Origin of the sequence: Duganella margarita (assembly GCF_009857535.1) — a bacterium.
Lineage (GTDB): Bacteria > Pseudomonadota > Gammaproteobacteria > Burkholderiales > Burkholderiaceae_D > Rugamonas > Rugamonas margarita.
In genome coordinates, this window is record NZ_WWCS01000012.1 from 180,782 (window position 1) to 197,319 (window position 16,538).

General features: G+C 63.2%; 14 protein-coding genes. 12 read left to right on the forward strand and 2 right to left on the reverse strand.

Going from position 1 to position 16,538, the window contains the following annotated elements:
* The first annotated feature begins 73 nt into the window (after positions 1-73).
* From GTP55_RS19040 to GTP55_RS19090, 11 genes are all read left to right on the forward strand, one after another.
* Complete coding sequence (locus GTP55_RS19040; RefSeq protein WP_161046420.1) at positions 74-607, forward strand: PRC-barrel domain-containing protein; 534 nt, start codon at positions 74-76, stop codon at positions 605-607.
* A gap of 104 nt (positions 608-711) precedes the next feature.
* Positions 712-2,142, forward strand: a complete 1,431-nt coding sequence (locus tag GTP55_RS19045) for a circularly permuted type 2 ATP-grasp protein (RefSeq protein ID WP_161046421.1) — start codon at positions 712-714, stop codon at positions 2,140-2,142.
* Positions 2,143-2,144: 2 nt separating this feature from the next.
* The gene (locus tag GTP55_RS19050) at positions 2,145-3,092 is read left to right on the forward strand and encodes an alpha-E domain-containing protein (RefSeq protein WP_161046422.1); all 948 of its coding nucleotides are present in this window, start codon (positions 2,145-2,147) and stop codon (positions 3,090-3,092) included.
* A 15-nt stretch (positions 3,093-3,107) separates the two neighbouring features.
* Complete coding sequence (locus GTP55_RS19055; protein ID WP_161046423.1) at positions 3,108-3,908, forward strand: transglutaminase family protein; 801 nt, start codon at positions 3,108-3,110, stop codon at positions 3,906-3,908.
* Positions 3,909-3,968: 60 nt separating this feature from the next.
* A complete protein-coding gene (locus tag GTP55_RS19060) occupies positions 3,969-4,826 on the forward strand; it encodes a proteasome-type protease (protein ID WP_229258044.1) in 858 nt (285 codons plus the stop codon).
* 60 nt (positions 4,827-4,886) lie between these two features.
* The gene (locus GTP55_RS19065; RefSeq protein WP_161046425.1) at positions 4,887-5,282 is read left to right on the forward strand and encodes an Hpt domain-containing protein; all 396 of its coding nucleotides are present in this window, start codon (positions 4,887-4,889) and stop codon (positions 5,280-5,282) included.
* 334 nt (positions 5,283-5,616) lie between these two features.
* Positions 5,617-6,042, forward strand: a complete 426-nt coding sequence (locus GTP55_RS19070) for a hypothetical protein (protein WP_161046426.1) — start codon at positions 5,617-5,619, stop codon at positions 6,040-6,042.
* A gap of 70 nt (positions 6,043-6,112) precedes the next feature.
* Positions 6,113-7,024 carry a LysR family transcriptional regulator gene (locus tag GTP55_RS19075; RefSeq protein WP_161046427.1) on the forward strand — a complete coding sequence of 304 codons (912 nt, stop codon included), beginning with the start codon at positions 6,113-6,115 and terminating at the stop codon, positions 7,022-7,024.
* An 83-nt stretch (positions 7,025-7,107) separates the two neighbouring features.
* On the forward strand, positions 7,108-9,042 hold the full coding sequence (locus tag GTP55_RS19080; protein WP_161046428.1) for a serine protein kinase: 1,935 nt from the start codon (positions 7,108-7,110) through the stop codon (positions 9,040-9,042).
* Position 9,043: 1 nt separating this feature from the next.
* On the forward strand, positions 9,044-10,165 hold the full coding sequence (locus tag GTP55_RS19085; RefSeq protein ID WP_161046429.1) for a DUF444 family protein: 1,122 nt from the start codon (positions 9,044-9,046) through the stop codon (positions 10,163-10,165).
* Positions 10,162-11,553, forward strand: a complete 1,392-nt coding sequence (locus GTP55_RS19090) for a SpoVR family protein (RefSeq protein ID WP_371868384.1) — start codon at positions 10,162-10,164, stop codon at positions 11,551-11,553. The genes GTP55_RS19085 and GTP55_RS19090 overlap by 4 nt, the downstream gene beginning before the upstream one ends.
* Here GTP55_RS19090 and GTP55_RS19095 read toward each other — a convergent pair.
* Positions 11,510-12,571, reverse strand: coding sequence for an SDR family oxidoreductase (locus GTP55_RS19095; RefSeq protein WP_161046430.1), 1,062 nt, complete (start codon positions 12,569-12,571; stop codon positions 11,510-11,512). The genes GTP55_RS19090 and GTP55_RS19095 overlap by 44 nt on opposite strands.
* A complete protein-coding gene (locus tag GTP55_RS19100) occupies positions 12,571-13,851 on the reverse strand; it encodes a nucleotide sugar dehydrogenase (RefSeq protein ID WP_161046431.1) in 1,281 nt (426 codons plus the stop codon). Before GTP55_RS19100 ends, GTP55_RS19095 begins: the two co-directional genes overlap by 1 nt.
* Before the next feature lie 133 nt (positions 13,852-13,984).
* Between GTP55_RS19100 and prsT the strand changes: the two genes are divergently transcribed.
* Positions 13,985-16,534, forward strand: a complete 2,550-nt coding sequence (gene prsT, locus GTP55_RS19105) for an XrtA/PEP-CTERM system TPR-repeat protein PrsT (protein ID WP_161046432.1) — start codon at positions 13,985-13,987, stop codon at positions 16,532-16,534.
* The last annotated feature ends 4 nt before the right edge of the window (positions 16,535-16,538 follow it).

A 16,538-nucleotide genomic window follows, 5' to 3' on the forward strand; every position in this document is an offset into this window, starting at 1 on the left:
GTCTGGCAAGCAGCATGATGATGCCTGTCACCGCATTGTTCAGGCGGGACCTTACCAACCTTTGGAGACCATCATGAGCTATCTAGACCGCGACACCTACGGCATTTATCGCAGCGACGACGCAACCGGCCCCGGCCCACGCCTGATGGGCGCCGACACGCTCATCGGTGAGGACGTGTACAACCGCCAGGACGAAGACCTGGGCGACATCAAGGAAATCATGCTGGACATCCGCAGCGGCGACGTGGCGTACGCCGTGCTGTCCTTCGGCGGCTGGCTGGGCATGGGCGACAAGCTGTTCGCTGTGCCATGGCAGGCGCTGCAACTGGACACCGAAAACAAGCGCTTCCTGCTGGACGTGTCCAAGGACCACCTGAAAAACGCGCCCGGCTTTGACCAGGACAACTGGCCCGACATGGCCAGTACCGAGTTCAACACCCAGATGCACACTTTTTACGGCACCCAGCAAAATGTGGCCGGCGGCGTGACCTCCACCGGCAGCGTGATGGGCAGCGGCAGCGCCAGTCTGCAAAGCGATCCCGGCTATGTCGATCCGACCTACCCCAATCGCGGCGGCAGCATGGGCTCCGGCGGCGGCAATATTTGACCGGTGAGGGAAGGCGCCCTCCAGGCGCCTGCACCAAAATCGGGCATTCCCCTTGGCACGTTTCTTGATAGAAGAATAAACGTGCCAAACAGGGAATGTCCGATATGCCAAAATTCTTCAATGAAATGACAGCTGACGGCCTGGCGCACACTGCCAGCGCCGAGGTGCGTGAACACTACCGCGAATTCTGCGGCTGGCTGCAGCGCCAATCCGCCGACACCATCGAACGCAAGCGCGCCGAGGCCGACCTCACCTTCCGCCGGGTCGGCATCACCTTCGCCGTATATGGCGACGATGCCGGCACCGAACGGCTGATTCCGTTCGATACCATCCCCCGCATCATCCCCGCCGCCGAGTGGAAGCAGTTGCAGACCGGTCTGGTCCAGCGCGTCAAGGCGCTGAACATGTTTGTCCATGATATTTACCACGACCAGAACATCATCAAGGCCGGCATTATTCCCGCAGAGCAAATCTACCAGAACGCCCAGTACCGGCCGGAGATGCAAGGCATTAATGTGGCGTCGGACATCTACGCCCACATTGCCGGGGTCGATATCGTGCGCGCCGGCCAGGGCGAATTCTACGTGCTGGAGGACAATCTGCGGGTGCCGTCCGGCGTCTCTTACATGCTGGAAGACCGCAAGATGATGATGCGGCTGTTCCCGGAACTGTTCGCCCGCAACAAGATCGCCCCGGTTGACCATTATCCCGACATGCTGCTGGATAACCTGCGCTCGGTGGCGCCGATGGGCATCAACGACCCGACCGTGGTGGTGATGACCCCGGGCATGTACAACTCGGCCTACTTCGAGCACGCCTTCCTGGCGCAGCAAATGGGCGTGGAACTGGTCGAAGGCAAGGACTTGTTCGTCAGCGATAACACGGTGTTCATGCGCACCACGCGCGGGCCGAAGCGGGTGGACGTGATCTACCGCCGGCTGGACGACGATTTCCTCGATCCGCTGGCGTTCCGGCCGGATTCCTCGCTGGGCGTGCCGGGCCTGCTGTCGGTCTACCGCGCCGGCCGCGTGACGCTGGCCAACGCCATCGGCACCGGCGTGGCCGACGACAAATCGATCTACCCTTACGTGCCGGACATGATCAAGTTCTATCTGTCGGAGCAACCGGTGCTGAACAATGTACCGACCTACCAGTGCCGCAAGAAAGACGATCTGGCCTACACACTGGCCAACCTGCCGCAGCTGGTGGTCAAGGAAGTGCACGGCGCCGGCGGCTACGGCATGCTGGTCGGGCCGGCCTCGACCAAGGCGCAGATCGAAGACTTCCGCCAGCGCCTGATCGCCAAACCCGACGGCTACATTGCCCAGCCGACCCTGGCCCTGTCGGCCTGCCCAACCTATGTGGAAAGCGGTATCGCCCCACGCCACATCGACCTGCGGCCGTTTGTGCTGTCCGGCAAAACCATTTCGATGGTGCCCGGCGGCCTGACGCGCGTGGCCTTGCAGGAAGGCTCGCTGGTGGTGAACTCGTCGCAGGGCGGCGGCACCAAGGACACCTGGATTTTGGAGAAATAAGCATGCTGAGCCGAACCGCTGACCACTTGTTCTGGATGGCCCGCTACACCGAGCGTGCCGAAAACACTGCGCGCATGCTGGACGTCAACGTGCAGACCTCGATGCTGCCGCAGTCCGACGAGGAAAACGCCCAAGGCTGGCGCGCCCTGCTCGGCATCTCCGAACTGCAACACGCATTCCACCAGAAATACCAGTCGCTGGAAGGCCGCGAGGTGATCGACTTCATGGTGCGCGATCCCGACAACACCTCTTCGATCGTGGCCTGCCTGACGCAGGTGCGCGAAAACGCCCGCGCCGTGCGCGGCACGCTGACCACCGAGGTGTGGGAAATCCAGAACCAGACCTGGCTGGACATGCAGCGCCGCCTGCAGAGCGATTTGCTGGAAACTGATCCCAGCAAGTTCTTTGAATGGGTCAAATACCGCTCCCACCTGTCGCGCGGCGTCACGCTGGGCACCATGCTGCGCGACGAGGCGGTCAACTTCATCCGTCTCGGCACCTTTTTGGAACGGGCCGACAACACCGCCCGCATCCTCGACGTCAAGTACCACGGCGGCGCCACCGACAGCGCGGAGAGCATGAGCCAGCGCGATTTCTACTACTGGGGCGCGATGCTGCGTTCGGTCTCCGGCTTCGAGATCTACCGCAAGGTGTATCGCGATGTGATCACCCCGGCACGCATCGCCGAGCTGCTGATCCTGCGCGGCGACATGCCGCGCTCGCTGCTGGCCTGCATGGACGAAGTGGTGCAGAACCTGCACGAGGTGCGCAACGACGTCTCGGCCGATACCGAACGCTTCGCCGGCCGCCTGCGCGCCGAGCTGCAGTTCGGCAAAATCGACGATATCCTGGCGGACGGCCTGCATGACACGCTGACCCGCTTCCTGGCCAACATCTACGAACTCGGCAATCGCGTCAGCCGCGATTTCCTGGTGCCGCTTGCGGCGTAAGCGAAAGGCCATTCCATGCAATTGTCGATCCGGCACGAAACGCGCTACACCTACACCCTGCCGCTGGCCTACACCATCCAGCAACTGCACCTGACGCCGCGCGCGGAGCCGCAGCAGCACGTGCTGTCGTGGAACCTTGCGGCGCCTGGCCATATGCACCGCTACACCGACGCCTACGGCAACCTGTCGCACATGATGACGATGGACGCGCCGCATCAGGCGCTGTCCATCGTCGCCAGCGGGGTGGTGGAAACCACGGCGCCGGACCGCGGCCGCATCGTTGCCGACGCCCTGTCGCCGCTGATTTTTACCGTGCCGACGCGGCTGACGGCCGCCACGCCCGGCATCCTCGAACTGGCCGCCTCGTGCTTGCCCGATGGCAAGGCCATGACGCGCGACCTGATGTGTCTGGCTGAGCACATCTTTGGTGCGGTCCGGTATCAAAGCGGTGCGACCGCCGTCTCCACCACCGCCAGCGACGCCCTCGCCCTCGGCCAAGGCGTGTGCCAGGACCATGCGCACCTGTTCCTGGCCTGCTGCCACGCGCACGGCATCCCGGCGCGCTATGTATCCGGCTACATTGATCCCGGCAATACCGGCCACGCGGCCAGCCACGCCTGGGTCGACGCCTGGGCCGACGACAAGGATCACAGCGGCTGGGTCAGCATCGACGTCACGCACGCGCGGCTGATGACGGACGCCTATTGCCGCCTGGCCACCGGCCGCGACTACGACAGCGCGGCGCCGGTGCGCGGCATGCGGCGCGGCGGCGGCACCGAGTCTTTGAGCGTCGACGTACAGATTGTGCCGCAATGAGCGGTGTAAAATAACGATACTTCAAATCAATACTTTGCAACGATGACTTATTGTGTGGGCATGCGCCTGAATGCCGGGCTGGTGTTTTTATCGGATTCACGCACCAATGCGGGCGTGGACCAGGTCGGCACGTTCCGTAAGCTGAGCGTGTTCGAAATTCCCGGCGACCGCATGCTGGTGATGATGACCGCCGGTAATCTGTCGATATCGCAATCGATCCGCCAGCTGGTGTCGACGCTGATCGACGATGCCGGCCATACCATCTGGACCGCGCCCAGCGTGTATGACGCCGCGCGCATCCTCGGCCAGGCGGTGCGCCAGGTGCATGAGCGCGACGCCAGGACACTGGCGGACTTTGGCATTGAGTTCAATGTCAGCATCATTTTCGGCGGCCAGGTCAAGGGCGAGCGCTGCCGCCTGTTCCAGATTTACTCGGCCGGCAACTTCATCGAAGCGCACGACGAGAACACGTATTTCCAGATCGGCGAAGCCAAATACGGCAAGCCCATCATCGACCGCGTGGTGACCCCGGCCACCTCGCTGGACGATGCCGCCAAGTGCGCACTGATTTCGATGGACTCCACGCTGCGCTCCAACGTCTCGGTCGGCCTGCCGCTGGACTTGCTGGTGTACGAGAACGACCAGCTGGCAGTGACCCATTTTGTAACAATTGATGAACGCAACGAATATTTCCAGATGATTCGCGGTACCTGGGGCGACCAGTTGAAGCACGTGTTCGAGGGCCTGGAAGCGCCGGTGTGGAACGCGGCGCCGGAAACACAAGGCACAGTGTTGCATTCCAGCAACGCCGGCAGCAAGCCAGTGCGGGTGGCGCCGCCCTCCGGCTTGGCGGCGCCGCAGGTACCCAGCGCGCCGTTGCAAACCTTGTCACAGCAATTTCACGACGGACAACAGTAATGCGACAGGTGTGGCACACGGCGTATGATAGGATAAAAGCAACCCATTCTGGAGCAATGCATGACTGACGCCACGCCACCGCAGCCCGAGCTGAGCATTTTCACGGTCGATACATTGTTGAAGTACATGGGCAATGACGACAAAGCGCTGGCCATCGTCTCCAAGATCGTCCACGACGCCTGTCTGCCGCGCATGACGCCGTTTGACGAGGCTGGCGCCGCGCTGCGCGAGGATCGTCTGGCGGAGGCCGGCAAAATCTTCCACGGTCTGCGCGGCTCGATTGGCGCGCTGGGCGCCAAGCGCCTGGTGGCGGCCTCGCTCAAGCTGGAGCAAGCCATCGCCGAGCGCCAAACCGGCCAGATCCCGTCCCTGTTCGCGGCACTGCAATCCGAGTACCAACTGGTGCTGCGCGAAGCCGATGATTGGCTGAAACGCCATGCGCCACCCGCCATCTGACCGGCATTAACATTCACGATTTGTAAATCCCGGGTAATGCTGCACCGCACAGCAGGATGCTACCCGCACGTAGCTTTTATGCCATTAACGAATGGTTACAATTGTTACCCCCGTTTGTTATGTGCATCCAAGTTGCAGAAATTCTTCATGTTAATATCGCCATCACTTACCGAGCGTGCGCCGTAACTTACAACAACTTTGTAGAATTCGGGTGCAATCATTTCATTTCGCAAGTTATTGCGTAATCGACAATTTGCTCAAACGCAAGTATAATGGTGCAACGCATCGATTTTTCGAAGCGGTGTGCGATAGCTTTACTACAAGGGTCTAATGTATGGAATTATTCAACAAGTCTGGCGTATTGGTCTCTGCGGTGCTGGTCATCGTCGGCGCTTTGATAGCGTGCCAGGCTCAAGAGGATGCAATTCCATCGTCGACGGTGATTGAAGCGGCCGCCATGCAACTTAGCCCTTCCGGCCAGCCCGCTGCCGAACGCCGTTTGCAGGAATGGGCTGACCAGGGTTCGCCGGTGGCCCAGCGGGAGCTGGCGCTGCGCTATCTGGCGCAACCCGACAAGCGCCGCGAAGCGATGCAGCTGTTCGAGCGCGCCGCCAGCGCTGGCGACGCCCAGGCCGCGGTCGGCCTGGTCGGCATGTCGCACGGGGCCGGCAACGCCGCGAGCGTCGGCAGCGCCGGTGCGGCGCTCAACGCCAGCCGCGTGATCAAGGAAGCCACCACCGCCAACTACGTCGCGCACTAAGCCCGTCGCGCCGTCAATGACCGAGCCGCCCACCCTCCGGTGTTGCGGCTTTTTTCTTTTGAGGTGAGGCATGGACCGTCTGCGCGCGCTGGAAGTATTTGTGGAAGTCGTCAAACGCGAGGGCTTTGCCCGCGCGGCCGAAGCGCTGGACACCTCGCCGGCCAATGTCACCCGCTACATCGGTGACCTGGAAGCGCATTTGCAAACCCGGCTGCTGAACCGCAGTTCGCGCAAGATGTCGCTGACCGCCAGCGGCGAGGCGCTGTTTGAGCGCGCCAAATCGATTCTGGACGATGTCGCCGAGGCGGAAGCGATCGTCTCGTCGGTCACCCTGCAGCCGCATGGCGTATTGCGCATCAACGCCCCGCTGAGCTTTGGCGTGCTGCACCTGGCGCCGCTGTGGGCCAAGTTCATGCGGCTGTATCCCGCGGTGCGGCTGGACGTGTCGCTGATCGACCGTGTGGTTGATATTGTCGAGGAAGGCTACGACATGGCGGTGCGCATCTCGCGCGCGGGTTCCACCGCCAACGTCGCCCGCAAGCTGGCCACCTCGCAGAATGTGCTGTGCGCGTCGCCGGACTACCTGCGGCAGCGCGGCATGCCGCAGACGCCGGCCGACCTGTTGCAGCACGATGGTATCGGCTACAGCTATGCCGCCAACGCCGATGACTGGCCGATGCTGGACGCCAGCGGCCAGACGCAGACGGTCAAGATGCCGTGCGTGATGCACACCAACAACGGCGACACCGCCCGCGCCGCCGCGCTGGGCGGGCTTGGCGTCATCTGGCAGCCCACCTTCCTGGTTGGCGCCGACCTGCGCGCGGGCCGTCTGCAACGCGTGCTGCCGGAGTACCGCATGCCGGATATGGATGTGCTGGCGATCTACCCCAGCCGCCGTCACCTGAGCGCCAAGGTGCGGGTAATGATTGATTTCCTGGTGCAGGAACTGGCCGGCACGCCACCATGGGACCGCACCGCGTAAAAGTTCCCCTTTTTCATTTGAGGCAGATCATCTGAGTCACCGCCCGAGCGCCGATACTCCCACATTGCGGAGGACAGGCGACGATGGAACAGACACAATCCCAGGAGGCATTTCGCGACCAGTTGCGCGCCTTCACGCAGCAGCACCGCGCCGGCCACTGGCGCGGCAGTTTTGCCGAGTTCGTGGAGCAGGTGCTGCCGCGGGCCCCGGTCCAGTTGGCCCGCTCGTCGCATCAATACATCTGGGACATGCTGCGCTGGAGCGGCAAGGAGGGCGACGACGGCAAGCTGCGCTGTTCGCTATTTGCCGACGAGCTGTTCGGCATCGATGACGCCCTCGCCCGCGTGGCTGATTATTTCAAGGCGGCGGCGGCCGGGTCTGAGGTGGGCCGGCGCCTGTTGCTGTTGCTGGGACCGCCATCGGGCGGCAAATCCACGCTGGTGATCCGTCTCAAGCGCGGGCTGGAGGAATACAGTTATACCGACGCCGGCGCCCTGTACGGCATCGCCGGCTGTCCGGTGCGTGAGTCGCCGCTGCACCTGGTGCCGCACACCTTGCGCGCCGGCTTTCGCGACAGTTATGGCGTGGATGTGGTCGGCGAGCTGTGCCCCTATTGCCGCATGCGGCTGGAGCATGAGCTGGGCGGCGACTTCCTGCGGATGCCGGTCGAGCGCATCTTCATCTCCGAGGCTGGCCGCAGCGCCATCGGCACCTATGCGCCGCATGATCCGAATACGGCCGATGTGGCCGACCTGGTCGGCTCGGTCGACCTGTCGCGCGTGGCCGAGTATGGCGACGAAGGCGATCCGCGCGCGTGGTCGTGGTCCGGCACCGTGTACGCGGCCAGCCGGGGCCTGCTGGAAATGATCGAGATCCTCAAAGTGAAGCGCGAATTCCTCTACCTGTTGCTGACGCTGACGCAGGAAAAGAACGTCAAGGTCGCGCGCTTTCCGCTGATTTATCTGGACGAAACCATCCTGGCCCACACCAACCTGGCAGAATTTCGCAAGTTTCTGCAGGAAAGCGAAAACGAGGGACTGCTGGACCGCATGGTCATCGTGCAAGTGCCCTACACCCTCAGCTACCGCGAGGAGGCGCGCATTTATCGCAAGCTGATCCTGTCGGCGCCGGCCTTCCGCGACGTCCATCTCGATCCGCATGTGCTGCATGCGGCGGCCGTGTTTGCCGTACTGAGCCGCCTGCACGAAGGCGAGGAGCGCGACACCGACCTGGCCCGGCGCGTGCGCATCCACGCCGGCGAGGACGTCGACGGCATGCACCACAACGAGGCGCTGCGCGTGCGCAACAAGGAGCGTTCGCCGGACGAAGGCTTGTCCGGCGTGTCGCCGCGGTTCGTCATCAACGGCTTGTCGCACGCCATTATCCAGTCTGCGGGCAAGAGCATCAGCACCATGGATTTGCTACTGGCGCTGAAGGACGCCATCGACAGCGACGCCCGCATCGAATCGTCGCGCAAGCGGCGCTGGATTGATTACCTGGTGTTGACACGCAAGGAGTTCTACAACCGCTGGGTCAAGGAAGACGTCCACAAGGCCTTGTTCGTCTCGTTTGAGCAGGAAGTGTCCGACCTGCTGGACAAATACCTGGACGAAGTCGAAGCCATGCTCGACAACCGCCAGGTCAAGGATCCGATCACCAGCGAGGAGCGGCGGCCGGACGAGCGTTTTCTGCGCGCGGTGGAAGAAAAAATCCACATTTCCGATTCCGGCAAGCAGTCGTTCCGGCAGGAGGTGGTGCGCAAGGCCATGAGCGCCTACAAGCGCGGCGAGCGCTTCGGGCTCGGCAGTCATGCGCAGTTGCGCGACGCCCTGCAACAGTATCTGTTCGAGCAGCGGCGCGATGTGCTAAGGCTGGTCAGCTCGTCCAAGCGGCCGGACGACGAGGTGCGCGCCAAGATTTCCGCTGTCGAGCAGCGGCTGGTGGACGAATACGGCTACGACGGCCATTGTGCGCGCGAAGCGCTGAGCTACGTCACCACGCTGCTGGCACAGGAGTGATATGCGCAACGACTGGTATGACCTGTTCTCACGCGGCTCGCGCGACTGGCTGCGCCACAACGACAAGGTGCGCGAAGCCGTCCGCCAGCACCTGCCGGAGGCGCTGTCCGGCCCGGACCTGATGAGCGGCATCGGCGAGCACCGCGTGCAGGTGCCGCTCAAGCTGCTGGAGCACGCCCGGTTTCGGCTGTCGGACGAACATAGCACGACCGGTGCTGGCCAGGGATCGGGCCAGCCGGGCGACATCCTGCGCTCGCCCTACTTCGATGAGGACGACAACGGCGCCGGCAACGACGGCGGCGCCGTCACGCTGCTGCTGGAATTTTCCATGGATGACATCATGGAATGGCTATGGGAAGACCTGCACCTGCCGCAACTGGCGCCACGCGGCAAGGCTTCGCTCGACGATCCCGACGTGGTGCGCGCCGGATGGGACAAGCGCGGCGCGGCGTCGCGCCTGGACCGTCGCCGCACCATCAAGGAAGCCATCAAGCGCCGCGCGGTGCAGACACGGCCGACGCCCTTCACCAATGACGACCTGCGCTTCCGGCAACTGGTACGGCAGCCCAAGCCCAGCAGCAGCGCGGTGGTGTTTTTTATGCTGGATGTGTCCAGCAGCATGACGGTCAACGAGCGCCGGCTGGCCAAGACCTTTTTCTTCCTGGCCCTGCAAGGCTTGCGCCGTCAATACCACAAGATCGAAACCCGCTTCCTGGCGCATGCCGCCGAAGCCTGGGAGTTCAACGAAGGCGATTTCTTCGAGACCAGCGGCATGGGCGGCACCCTCGCATCCACCGGCTTCCAGCTGGCGTTGGAATTGCTCCAGCGTCACTATGACCGATCCAACTGGAATAGCTACCTGTTCTACGCCTCCGACGGCGATAACTTCTCCGAGGACCGCGCCGCCGCCAGCGTCCTGCTGAAATCGCTGGCCACGCAGCTCAATTATCTGGCCTACGTCGAAACCCTGCCCGGCATGCCGCGCACCCAGGAGACGGAAATGGGCCGCCTGTGGAAGGAGCGCGAGCGCCAGGGTTTGCCCATGTCCAGCGCCGTGCTGGCCGATGGCGATGATGTGTTTACGGCGATACGCCAGTTTTTGATGCAGCAGGTGGCATCGTGAATCTGGACGACTACACCGCCAAGCTGCATCCCTTGGCCGCCGCACTGGGTCTGGATTATTATCCGGTGGACTTTGCGCTGGTACCGCAGAATTTCATGCTGGAAATCGCCGTCTACGGCATGCCGGTGCGCATGCATCACTGGTCGTTCGGCCTGCGCTACATCCACCAGCTGCTGCACCAGCACATGGGCCATTCGCGCATCTTTGAAGTGATGTTCCCCGGCGACCCCTGCCGTGCCTACATGATGGACCGCAACTCCCTGGCCGAAAACGCGCTGGTGACGGCGCACGTGATCGGCCACGCCGACTTCGTCAAGCGCAACGCGCTGTTTGCGCGCTTTATGCGCATGGCGGGCGGCCATATCCTCGAACAAAGCGCCGCCCGCGCCCATCATCTGGACGATGCGCTGCTGCGCCATGGCCAGCAAGCGGTCGAATCCGTGCTGGATGCGGCGCTGGCGCTGGAACCGCACATCGACATTCATCAACCGCTGTATCGCCCGCCCTATCCGGAGCAGAGCGCCGAGACGGCCGCACCGCCCGCCAGCGACGAGTTTCGCCGTCGATACCACGGTTTGCCAGGCGAGTCCGCCCCTGCCCCGCAGAAACCGGCGCGGCGCCAGCTTCCACCGTATCCGGAGCAGGATCTGCTGTGGTTCGTGGCCCGCTACGCGCCGGAGCTGAAGGACTGGGAGCGCGATATCTTCCTGGCGGTACGCGAAGAGGCGTTCTATTTCTTCCCCGTCCACGCCTGCCAGATCATGAATGAAGGCTGGGCTTCCTACTGGCACGCGCGCTTGCTGCGCGAGGCGGATTTCCTGCCGCAGGAGCTGTATCTGCAAGCCCTGCGCGTGCATTCCGACGTGGTGCGGCCCTATGGCAACGAGCAGCAACTGGCGCTGGCCATCAACCCTTACCACCTTGGTTTTACGATCTGGGAAGACATCATCGAGCGGGAAGGTCTGGACGCCGCCCGGCGCATCTGCGCCGAGGAAGACGATTTCGGTTTCATCCGCAACCACCTGACCGCCCAACTGGCGGAGAAACTGGACCTGTTCAGCTACCAGGCCCACAGCGACGGTGAAACCCGCGTGCTCAGCCGCGATATCCACGACGTACACGAAGCCATACTCGGCCCCAAGTACAACTACGGCGCGCCATGCATCTTTGCCGAGCGCATCGATGACGATTTCAGCCTGGTGCTGCGCCACGACCACGCCCGCGACGGTCGTGGCCTGGAGCTGGCGCAAGCCGAGCAAGTCATGCATTACGTGGCGGCCGTCTGGCGCCGCCCGGTCACGCTGCACACGGTGGATTTTCGCGGCACGCCGCGCACGCTGCAGGTCACTTCGCCAGATTCTGCTCGTACCAGCGCAAGGCCTGCTTGAGCCCGCGCCGTAAATCATGCGTCGGTGCATAGCCGAGCAGACTGACGGCCTTGCTGATGTCGGCCTGGGAATGGCGCACGTCACCGGCGCGGAACGGCGCATAGTGCGGCTGGTAATCGCGCAGATGCGTGTGGCGTTCGACCAGCAGCTCCTGCAACAGCAGATACAGCTCGTTGAGGCTGGTCCGCGAATTCAGCGCCACGTTGTAGACCTGGTTGACGGCGGCCCGCTTGTCGGTGAGCGCCGCCAGCAGGTTGGCCTGCACCGCATTGGCGACATAGCAAAAGTCGCGGCTGCTTTCGCCATCGCCGTTGATGACCAGCGGGCGCTGGTCGATCATGGCTGCGATCCACTGCGGAATCACGGCGGCATAGGCGCCGTTGGCGTCCTGGCGCGGACCGAAGACATTGAAATAGCGCAGGCCGATGGCGTCCAGGTTGTAGCAGCGCGCATACACGCCGGCATACAGTTCGTTGATGTGCTTGGTCAGCGCATACGGCGACAGTGCGCACCCGATGTGCTGTTCGACCTTGGGCAGGCCGGGATGGTCGCCGTAGCTGGCGCTGGAGGCGGCATACACCATGCGCCGCACGCCGGCATGCCGGGAGGCGTCGAGCATCTGGAGCTGGCCGGTGACGTTGATGTCGTTGCACAGCAAGGGATCGGCCAGCGAGCGGCCAACCGAACCCAGCGCTGCCTGATGCAACACGTAATCGGCGCGATCGCAAGCCTGGCGGCAGACCGCGCTGTCGCGGACATCGCCCTCGATCAGGTCGAAGCAGCGCCAGGCGAGCGGACCGACCAGTTCCCGCACCTGATCCAGATTGTGGCGGTAGCCGGTGAGGAAATTGTCGACGCCGACCACGCGCTGCCCCAGTTCCAGCAACGATTGCAACAGGTTGGAGCCGATGAAGCCGGCCACGCCGGTGATCACCCAGCGGTATTGCTCGCCTTGCAGCCGTTCGCGCGCCAGCTGGTAGGCACTGGTGGCGGGGGTGCCGTTGTCGTAGTCGCTCATCACAGCCTCCACACGCTGCGGCCGCTGCTGCGCAGCGGCGCCGGGTCAAATTGCGATTTCAGGTCGATGAAGCAGCCGCTGGGGGCGATCTTGTCCAGCATCTGGCGCAGCGGCCGCGCCGCCAGTTCGCGATGGGCGACCGCGCTGATCACCGCTTCGGCGGCCGGCAAGTCGTCCCACGCCTCCAGCCGTACGCCGTATTCGTGCAGGGCCTCGTCGGCGTCGGCCACCGGATCGTGCACGTGCACCTGCAAACCGTAGGATTCCAGTTCACGGATCAGGTCGCCCACCTTGGAGTTGCGCAAATCCGGGCAGTTTTCCTTGAACGTCAGGCCCAGCACGTTGACGTGGCACCCCTTCAGCTTGAAGCCGGCGCGCACCATTTCCTTGACCGTCTTCTCGGCAACAAACTTGGCCATGCTGTCGTTGATGCGGCGCCCGGCCAGGATCACGTCCGGGTGGTAGCCCAGCATCACGGCTTTGTGGGTCAAATAATACGGGTCGACGCCGATGCAGTGCCCGCCCACCAGGCCGGGCCGGAACGGCAGGAAATTCCATTTGGTGCCGGCCGCTTGCAGCACTTCCAATGTGTCGATGTCGAGCCGGTCGAAGATGATCGCCAACTCGTTCATCAGCGCGATATTCAGGTCGCGCTGGGTGTTTTCGATGACTTTGGCGGCCTCGGCCACTTTGATACTGGAGGCGCGGTGGACGCCCGCCGCCACCACTTCTTCGTACAACGCGGCAACCCGCGCCAGCGTGTCGGCGTCGTCGCCTGACACGATCTTGCGGATGGTCGACAGCCGGTGTTCCTGATCACCCGGATTGATGCGTTCCGGCGAAAAGCCGACGTGGAAGTCGCGTTGCCAGCGCAGGCCCGAGCATTGCTCCAGAAGCGGGATGCAAATCTCTTCGGTGGCGCCGGGGTACACGGTGGACTCGTAGACAATCACCGCGCCGGCCTTCATATGCTGACCCACTGCGCGGCTGGCGGCCGTCAACGCGCTGAAATCCGGATTGTGCGCCTCGTCCACCGGCGTCGGCACCGCCACGATGATGTAGTCGGCCTCGGCCAGCGCCACCGGATCGCAGCCCATTTCCAGCCAGCGGGCGGCGGCGAATTGCGCCGCGCTGACTTCGCCGGCCGGATCGAGCCCGCGCCGGTAACTCGCCACCTTGCGCGCCGACAGGTCCAGGCCGATGGTGCGGCGGCGCATGCCAAACGCCACCGCCAGCGACAAGCCCACATATCCCAGTCCGACCACAGCAACCACTTCCATTTCGGCACCTCGCTCAAGAGTGTTCATTACCTGCGTCCAGCGATTCTACGAGCGCCTTTTGCTCGGCCGTTTGAGGTCGATCAACGAGTGCCGCGCCGATCGTTCCTACTCTAGGGTTTTCGAGGAGATGGTCATGGCGTTGCTGCGGGTATGGTGGATGGTGCTGTTGCTTGCCGCTTGCAGCCGCACGCACAGCGACAATGAGCTGATGGCGGAAGCCAATAAGTACATTGCGCGCGGCGAGTCCAAGGCGGCGGTGATCCAGTTGAAGAACGCGTTGCAGCAAGCGCCGTCCAACGGCCATGCGCGCCTGCTGCTGGGCCAGCTCTATCTGGATACCGGCGACGTGCAGTCTGCCGAGAAGGAACTGCGCCGCGCGCTGGAACTGGGCGTCAATCCCGGTGCGGTACGGCCGCTGCTGGGCAAGGCGCTGCTGCAACTCGGGCAATATCAAAAATTGCTGGACGACCTGCCCGCCGACGAGCAGCAACCGCAATCGCAGGCCTTGCGCGGTCATGCGCTGCTCGGCTTGAACCGGCTGGAGGAAGGACGGGCGGCATTCGCGCAAATCATGCTGCGCCATCCGGATAGTCCGCCAGCGCTGCTGGGCCTGGCAAGGCTGGCACTGTTGGAAGGCAATCAGGAAGATGCGCTGGCGCAGGTGCAGAGAGTGCTGGCCCAGCAACCCGACAACCTCGACGGACTACGGCTCAAAGGCGATATCCTGCGCATGTTGAACAAAAACGACGAGGCGCTGCTGGCCTACCAGCGCATCTTGCAGTTGCGGCCGGTGCAGTTGCAGCCACATGTCGACATCGCCAATCTCTACATTCAATCAGGCAAGCTGGCCGAGGCGCGCAAGGAACTCAGCATCGCCCGTCAGGCGCAGCCCAACAGCCTGATGCTGATCTACACGCTGGCCTTGCTGGAATTTCGTGAAAACAAAATGACGGCGGCGCAAGATCATCTGGCGATGGTGCTGCGTGCGGCGCCGGAACATCTGCCCAGCAATCTGCTGATGGGAGCAGTATTGCGCAGCAAGGGTTCTTACACGCAGGCGGAACAGTATCTGCGTAAATTTCTGGAAGCAAATCCAGGCCATCCTTACGCCAGCAAGCTGTTGGCGTCCACGCTGCTCAACAGCGGCGCGCCGCAACAGGCGCTGGCGATTGTCGAGCCGATGTTTGACAGCCAGCAGCAGGACCCGGAAATGATGTCGCTGGCCGGCGAGTTATACATGCGTTTGCGGCAGTACGGCAAGTCCGCAGAGTATTTTGAACGCGCCAGCAAGTTGTCGCCGCAGGCGCCGATGGTGTACGCGGCGCTGGCCATGAGTCATATGGGGCTGGGTGACAACGACCGCGCCGTGGCGGAACTGGAACACGCAGCCGGACTGGACAGTAAATCATCGCGCGTCGCCACCTTGCTGGTGCTGAGCCAGGTACGTAGCCGGCAATTCGACAAGGCGCTGGCCACAGTTAAGCGGCTGGAGGCGCAATCGCCGCAGAATCCCATGGTGCAAAACCTCAAAGGCGGCGTGCTGCTGATGACCAGGGATCTCCCTGCCGCGCGCGCCAGCTTTGAGCGCGCACTGGCGATCGATCCACTGTTTATTCCCGCGCTGGACAACCTGAGCAATATGGATTTGAAGGAGAAAAAGCCCGAGGCCGCCCGCAAGCGCATGGAAGCCTTGCTGGCCAGGCATCCGAACAATGTCGATCTGCTGACCGCGCTGGGCGATTTCGCCATCAGCCAGGGACAGCTGAAGCAGGCGCAGGCGTGGCTGGAGCGGGCTGCGCAGGTGCAGCCGGATGCGCTCGACCCGTCGATGAAACTGGCACAGTTTTACGCCCGCAACAACGAGGTGCAAAAGGCGCTGCTGCTGGGACAGAAGTTGTTGGCCACCAATCCCAACCAGCCACAAGTCGTGACGCTGGTCGCGGCCTTGCAGTCGCGCGTCGGGCAAAGCGACGCCGCGCTGGACAACTGGAGCAAGCTGGCCGCGCTGCAACCGAACTCGGCGCTGATACAACACCAATTGGCCGGCGCGCGTGCCGAAGTCAACGACAAGGAAGGCGCGGCGCAGGCACTGAACAAGGCGCTGAAGCTGTACCAGGAAGCTTACGACAAGCAACCCAGCGGCCCGTCCCTGCTGGCACTGTACGGCGCGCTGATTCAAGCCGGCAAGACCGACCAGGCCCGCTCCCGCGTGCAGCAGTGGCTGGCCAGCCACCCCAACGACGTCACCACACGGGTGTATTTTGCCAGCAGCCTGTTGGCGCAGAAAGACTATCCGGCGGCCGCCGCGCAATTCGAACAGGTGCTGGCGCAGGTGCCGATGCAACCGGTGGCACTGAATAATCTGGCGTGGCTGTACCAGCAAAGACGCGACCCGCGCGCGCTGGATTTGGCGGAAAGGGCGCACAAGATCGCGCCCAACAGCGCCACCGTCTCCGATACGCTGGCCTGGATTCTGGTCGAGCAAGGCCAGCTGGAACGGGCGCTGCCGTTGTTGAAGCAAGCCACGGCGCAGGTGCCGGACAGTACCGAGATACGCTACCACTATGGTGTGGCCCTGTCCAGATCCGGCGACAAGCGCGGCGCGCGCGAACAGCTCGAGCCATTGCTGGCAGCCAAGGGCTTCGAGCGGCGCGACGCCGTCATCAGCTTGCTGGCGCAGTAAAGCC

What these genes read in the sequence shown, in the direction of transcription:
- GTP55_RS19040 (WP_161046420.1), top strand. Translation starts at nt 74, where the DNA reads ATGAGCTATCTAGACCGCGACACCTACGGCATTTATCGCAGCGACGAC.
- GTP55_RS19045 (WP_161046421.1), top strand. Translation starts at nt 712, where the DNA reads ATGCCAAAATTCTTCAATGAAATGACAGCTGACGGCCTGGCGCACACT.
- GTP55_RS19050 (WP_161046422.1), top strand. Translation starts at nt 2,145, where the DNA reads ATGCTGAGCCGAACCGCTGACCACTTGTTCTGGATGGCCCGCTACACC.
- GTP55_RS19055 (WP_161046423.1), top strand. Translation starts at nt 3,108, where the DNA reads ATGCAATTGTCGATCCGGCACGAAACGCGCTACACCTACACCCTGCCG.
- GTP55_RS19060 (WP_229258044.1), top strand. Translation starts at nt 3,969, where the DNA reads ATGCGCCTGAATGCCGGGCTGGTGTTTTTATCGGATTCACGCACCAAT.
- GTP55_RS19065 (WP_161046425.1), top strand. Translation starts at nt 4,887, where the DNA reads ATGACTGACGCCACGCCACCGCAGCCCGAGCTGAGCATTTTCACGGTC.
- GTP55_RS19070 (WP_161046426.1), top strand. Translation starts at nt 5,617, where the DNA reads ATGGAATTATTCAACAAGTCTGGCGTATTGGTCTCTGCGGTGCTGGTC.
- GTP55_RS19075 (WP_161046427.1), top strand. Translation starts at nt 6,113, where the DNA reads ATGGACCGTCTGCGCGCGCTGGAAGTATTTGTGGAAGTCGTCAAACGC.
- GTP55_RS19080 (WP_161046428.1), top strand. Translation starts at nt 7,108, where the DNA reads ATGGAACAGACACAATCCCAGGAGGCATTTCGCGACCAGTTGCGCGCC.
- GTP55_RS19085 (WP_161046429.1), top strand. Translation starts at nt 9,044, where the DNA reads ATGCGCAACGACTGGTATGACCTGTTCTCACGCGGCTCGCGCGACTGG.
- GTP55_RS19095 (WP_161046430.1), bottom strand. Translation starts at nt 12,571, where the DNA reads ATGAGCGACTACGACAACGGCACCCCCGCCACCAGTGCCTACCAGCTG.
- GTP55_RS19100 (WP_161046431.1), bottom strand. Translation starts at nt 13,851, where the DNA reads ATGGAAGTGGTTGCTGTGGTCGGACTGGGATATGTGGGCTTGTCGCTG.
- prsT (WP_161046432.1), top strand. Translation starts at nt 13,985, where the DNA reads ATGGCGTTGCTGCGGGTATGGTGGATGGTGCTGTTGCTTGCCGCTTGC.